7 protein-coding genes are annotated in these 5,057 nt (G+C 32.6%); 6 read left to right on the forward strand and 1 reads right to left on the reverse strand.

From position 1 onward, the window contains the following. The coding region (locus ACW2QF_RS17560; protein WP_455717316.1) for a leucine-rich repeat protein at positions 1-932 on the reverse strand (932 nt) is incomplete at its 3' end. A gap of 522 nt (positions 933-1,454) precedes the next feature. On the opposite strand from ACW2QF_RS17560, the gene ACW2QF_RS17565 reads away from it, so the two are divergent. The 6 genes from ACW2QF_RS17565 to ACW2QF_RS17590 all read left to right on the forward strand — a co-directional run. Further along, positions 1,455-1,823 carry a hypothetical protein gene (locus ACW2QF_RS17565; protein WP_455717317.1) on the forward strand — a complete coding sequence of 123 codons (369 nt, stop codon included), beginning with the start codon at positions 1,455-1,457 and terminating at the stop codon, positions 1,821-1,823. Next, the gene (locus ACW2QF_RS17570) at positions 1,805-2,092 is read left to right on the forward strand and encodes a hypothetical protein (protein WP_455717318.1); all 288 of its coding nucleotides are present in this window, start codon (positions 1,805-1,807) and stop codon (positions 2,090-2,092) included. Before ACW2QF_RS17565 ends, ACW2QF_RS17570 begins: the two co-directional genes overlap by 19 nt. Before the next feature lie 15 nt (positions 2,093-2,107). After that, positions 2,108-2,731 carry a DUF5081 family protein gene (locus ACW2QF_RS17575; RefSeq protein ID WP_455717319.1) on the forward strand — a complete coding sequence of 208 codons (624 nt, stop codon included), beginning with the start codon at positions 2,108-2,110 and terminating at the stop codon, positions 2,729-2,731. Then, complete coding sequence (locus ACW2QF_RS17580) at positions 2,732-3,049, forward strand: hypothetical protein (RefSeq protein ID WP_455717320.1); 318 nt, start codon at positions 2,732-2,734, stop codon at positions 3,047-3,049. Beyond that, positions 3,046-4,593, forward strand: a complete 1,548-nt coding sequence (locus tag ACW2QF_RS17585; protein WP_455717321.1) for a hypothetical protein — start codon at positions 3,046-3,048, stop codon at positions 4,591-4,593. The genes ACW2QF_RS17580 and ACW2QF_RS17585 overlap by 4 nt, the downstream gene beginning before the upstream one ends. Positions 4,594-4,595: 2 nt before the next feature. Continuing rightward, positions 4,596-5,057, forward strand: a 462-nt coding sequence (locus tag ACW2QF_RS17590) for a hypothetical protein (protein ID WP_455717322.1), incomplete at its 3' end; no start/stop codon positions are given.

Raw genomic sequence — 5,057 nt, forward strand, 5'->3', positions numbered from 1 at the left:
CCATCGTATTTGGTTGAGATGGTAACAGTACCTTTCTTTTTGGTAGTAACAACACCTTTTGAAGATACAGTTGCAATAGCTTTATTACTTGATTTCCATTTAACCTTTGATTTAACTTTTTTTAATTTTAGATTAACATGATCACCAATGTATACTGATTTTTGTGTAATATTTATATATGGTCCTTTATATGTTATCTTAAACTTATTCTTTAAGGCGTATTTGTATGCTGCACTTCCTTGCTGGCAAACAAAAGATTTTATCTCAGCTCCTTCGAAGGCATTATTGATGTTAGTTACGGATGATGGAATCTTAACCGTATCAATTTCGCTGTAGTAAAACATATTCTTACCTAATTTAGTAATACCATCTTCAATTATTAATGTACTTATAGTACTTCGGAAGAATACACCATCTCCCCATTTTTCTACGCTTGATGGAATTGTAAGATTTTCTAAACGTACATATGAAAATGCTCCTTCTCCGACGTTTTCTAATGTAGTTGGGAATGATAATTCTTGAAGTGCTTCACAATTATAAAAAGCATTATCCCCAATGGACTCAAGTCCATCATCTGTAAATGTTACAGTCTCTAACTCATCACATCTATAAAATGCATCTTCTTCTATGTGTGTTACACTCCCAGGTATTGTAACACTAGCTATGTGATCATATTGAAAAGAACTATAGCCAATTACACTTACTATTTTACCATCGATGGTATCTGGAATGACGATGTCAGTATCCGTGCCAGTATATCCGGTTATTTTTATAGTACCATCATCAATTTCTTGAAAACGAAATCCCCCCTGTGATTCGTTTTTGTTCTCTGGTGTTGAAAAATCCTCCGTATATGCTTTTGCCACCGGTTGTGGTAACAAAAACAATAGGAGAAACAATGTTAGAAAAATTCCTTTCTTTACTGATTTCATGTCTACCTCCCTATTATTAGTATTATGATGTGTATGAAACAACATAATATTACACACAATAACATAATATTCCATAAAATGCAATGGAAACTAAGTCCTGAAAAATGTGTAGTAGTGAAAGGAGTTTAATTGGAGATAGATGAATTTCTATCCGTTTTATATGATTCGTCAATTGTAAGAGCGATAGACCGTTTATCTTTAGTAGATTAAATTATTATCTGATTCATACTCATCTGCAAAAATGGAGCTACCGAAACCGCTTTTTTGTGCTAAAGAATAGGATAACTAAAGTTTAGTTGAAACTTATCTGATTATCTGAAAAACATATGGAACCAACTGGAAACGTAACTCGTCAAATTTACAAGACTGTTAAATAATAGGAATTAGAACAAATAATAGGAAAAAATAAATGACAGAGATAACCATATACTGTATAATTATGTACATACTATAAAAATATGTCAAAATAACAACATCTACATAAGACTAGATTTCGCTATATAATCAAGAGGAGGGGTATATATGCCATGGGTAACTAAATTCGATCAATCTGCACAGGATAAAAAGGACGATTATGAAGATTTAGAAAGTAAATTGAAACAATATCGATACAATATACTTTCGGCTATATCTGACACAGAGGTCTATAAAAAAGGTATTAATTACGTAGTGGCAGATACTACAGGAGTTGTAGGAGAGTACGTAGATAAATACATATTGGTAAGAGATGATTACTTTACTAGTTTTGATTTCATTAACAATGAACTTAGTAGTTTTTGTGATGATTTGAACGTTGCAATATCAGAATGTAACAGTAAGAAGCTTGAGTGGGAAGCAAAGATATATACAGAAGAATGGGAGGACGAGAAAGTATGTCAGAAATCAAAATAGTAAAATCAGGGATCGATTGCTATGAAAAAAGTGAGGTTGATGTACATAAGATATGGCTTGAAATTGAAAGCCTAGAGAAAAATCTGAAAACTTCTTTAGATAGTGGAGAGTGGAAAGGTGAAAGTTGTGAAAAATGTAAAACCCTATTAAAGTTAACTGCAGAATATCGAAGAAGTATTATAGATATATTTGGCCAGATGAATACTCATGAAAAAGACCTAGTCACAAGTTCGGATCGATTTACAAACTCAGCAATTGGATCATTATGATGGGAGGATATGAAAATGACATTCAGTGAACTTTATGTTTTGAATAGTGCACTTGATGGAAACGATATCTATGCCATTCCATCATTCTCAAAGAAAAGGCTATCAAAAGTGGAAACGGAAATAGTTAAAGATGTACTGATTCAAAAAGGATATCTAGAAAATTATAACACAGTAACAACTATAGGAGCTGGTGAAATCGGTAAAATTAAATATTTTAAAGAAGCAAAGAGGTATATACATCTATTAGATCTAACAATCGGTTGTATTGACGAGAAAAATGGAATCTTATTAAAGCATAGTAAAGAGGAAGGCTATAGTTTCTTAGCAATAAACCTGAAGGAAAGTATACAGGTATTGGAAGAGTTATTTCCGCAATTATTAGAAGAAGATAAGGATACATCTAGCAAAAATGATTCTCTCATCAATACCAGAGATCTCTTAAATCAATATGAAATAAACGCTAAGACGAGTTTTACAATACAAACGAAATATCTCACAAATCAAGAAAAAAATACAAAGGAATTATTCTTTATATCGAATGATAAGAGATACTACTATGATTGTAAGGATAGCTTATTACACGAAAGAAGTGGAGAGGAGCTAAAGAAAATTCTTAAAGAGCGGCTGGAGGTGTATTAGATGGGGAATAAGGATACAAGTATTGCTTTGAATGATACCTTTATGGAAGAATTAAAGGTAGATTTCACGCAATGCGCTAGTTATGTAGATGATATTTTCAAGGATGTGGCTACCATGCAGCAGACCATGTATGATAGTTATAATGGATATGCATTAGAGGGAGTAAATGATTTCTTTCGTGTTTTGTCGCAACACCTTGACAAATTGAAGCAATGTTATGAACATTTAGCGGCTTATACAGAATTGACGAGTACTGAGCTGAGAGAAAAAGATCGGCAAATAGCATCGAAACTGATAAAGGAGGTTCAGAAGAAGTGATTAAAGATATCATATCTGACAGCGAATTATGGCTTGCCCATATGCAGGCCTGGAATAGGGAGTCAGCCATATCAATTAACTCGATTCTCATGGAAGCATACGAAACTACAAAAGATGCTTGTACAGCAATTTCTAGTAGTGGATTGACTGGAATAACAGGAATAAGCCAAGTTTTGCTAAAGAGTAAAATAGATTCTTTAGAACTAGAGAGAGAGAAGTTATACAAGTTTTGTGAAGGTATACATGAGAATGCAGAGGAAGAGATTGATCGTCCATTTCACTATAACGTAATGAAATCATTGACAGAATTATATGATTTAAATCCCAAGGATATAGTACTCTCATCAACAACACCAAATGTAAATTTAGCGTATATGATGAGTCAGGTTGTTGTAGACCCAGCGTTAGCTGCAAGTTTCACGATGAAGGAATGGTCTCTTAATTGGGATGAAATGAACGATGATCTAAAGAAAAGCCTTATAGAATCAGTAGGTAGATACTATGATGGTGATGTTACGAAATATATGAATGGATCTGTTTCAAGTAATGAGTTCAATAAGGATATTGATTTAGTAATAGAATATTATGAGTATCTGAATCCAGAAGATGCCAAGAATCTCGATGATCTATTCGAGGAAATGAAAAATGATACTACGTATGATTATTCTGTAGATATTAAAAACATTAAGTTTATTGCATATACTGCCCCAGAACCGTACAAAAGTGTGTTCTTTGAATATGCAGGGGATTTAGATATTGCAGAATATAATTATCCGGAAAAGGATAGTAATGGGGATTCTTTGTCTCAGCATTATAGTTCAGATGTTAAGAAGCTATATCTTAGATTCCATGGAACAGTAGGAGAAGGTAAGGATGATAGGAGGGGGGCATATGCTGTTTTCTTTCATGAAGTGGGGCATGCAATAGATGATTTAATAACAATGGATAAAGAGAATAAATTTTTATTTTGGACTACTTCAACAGATATAAAGTGGACGACAAATCATAAGATTTTTTCAGATGGATTGACAGTTCAACAAACAGCAGAGAACGATGTGAGGGAAAATATATCGAAGGCGGTAGAGGAGTATGCGGGAAATAATGGATATAATTTATCTATGTCAGAAATAAACAAAATAGTAACCGGATTAATTAGCTGTAACTTTCAAGAAAATTCATTAAACAAATCGTGTAAAAAAATATATAATGCAGTTAAGAGCCAATATAGTATACAGTTTTCGCAAAGTTCTACTGAAGCAACAATATATAATGGTATATCTGATGTTTATGGTGGTTTTACGGATAATAAAACAAGAGGGTCGTATGGTCATAGCACAAAGAATACGGACGGAACATCAACTTATTATTGGAATAGTAAAAATGGAGAGTATACAGGAAAACAGTCAAAAGAATTATGGGCACATGTATTTGCTAGGCAGATGACAAATAACACAGATTCATTACAGAAAATGCAGGAGTATTTCCCGGAATCATTAAAAAAGATAGAGGAAGTCAGTATTTCATTAACGGAAGGAAATAATTAGATATGAGGAATAAATTATTATATTTATTAATAGGTACTTTGTTTTTAAGCATATTAATTAGTGCTTGTTCTAAGAAAAACCAAGGAGAGGGGCAGGTAAAAGAAATGAATACAAACCAAGATAAGGGGAAAAAAGAAGAACCATTGGCAACAAAAGAAATGTTGATGGAGTTATTTCAGCTAACAGAAGAAGATTTGGAGGAAATTCCAGTAAATGAACTTCTCTCTTATGACAATATGACAGAAGAAGATTTAATGGATTTAAAGATACATTTGATAGATTCTTCTTATATGGTTACTTATCTTAAAGATATACAAAAAAGTATGGAGGAAGAGAAAAAAATAAAAGAAGAATACGGAATAATCGACTTTACTTATATACTTGCAGCAAAAGAATATGAAGGAGAGTTGCCAGATATAGATTCAATTCATTATTTAGTTGATGCCTATAATATAGGGGATGGA

The organism is Anaerosporobacter sp. (assembly GCF_965301125.1).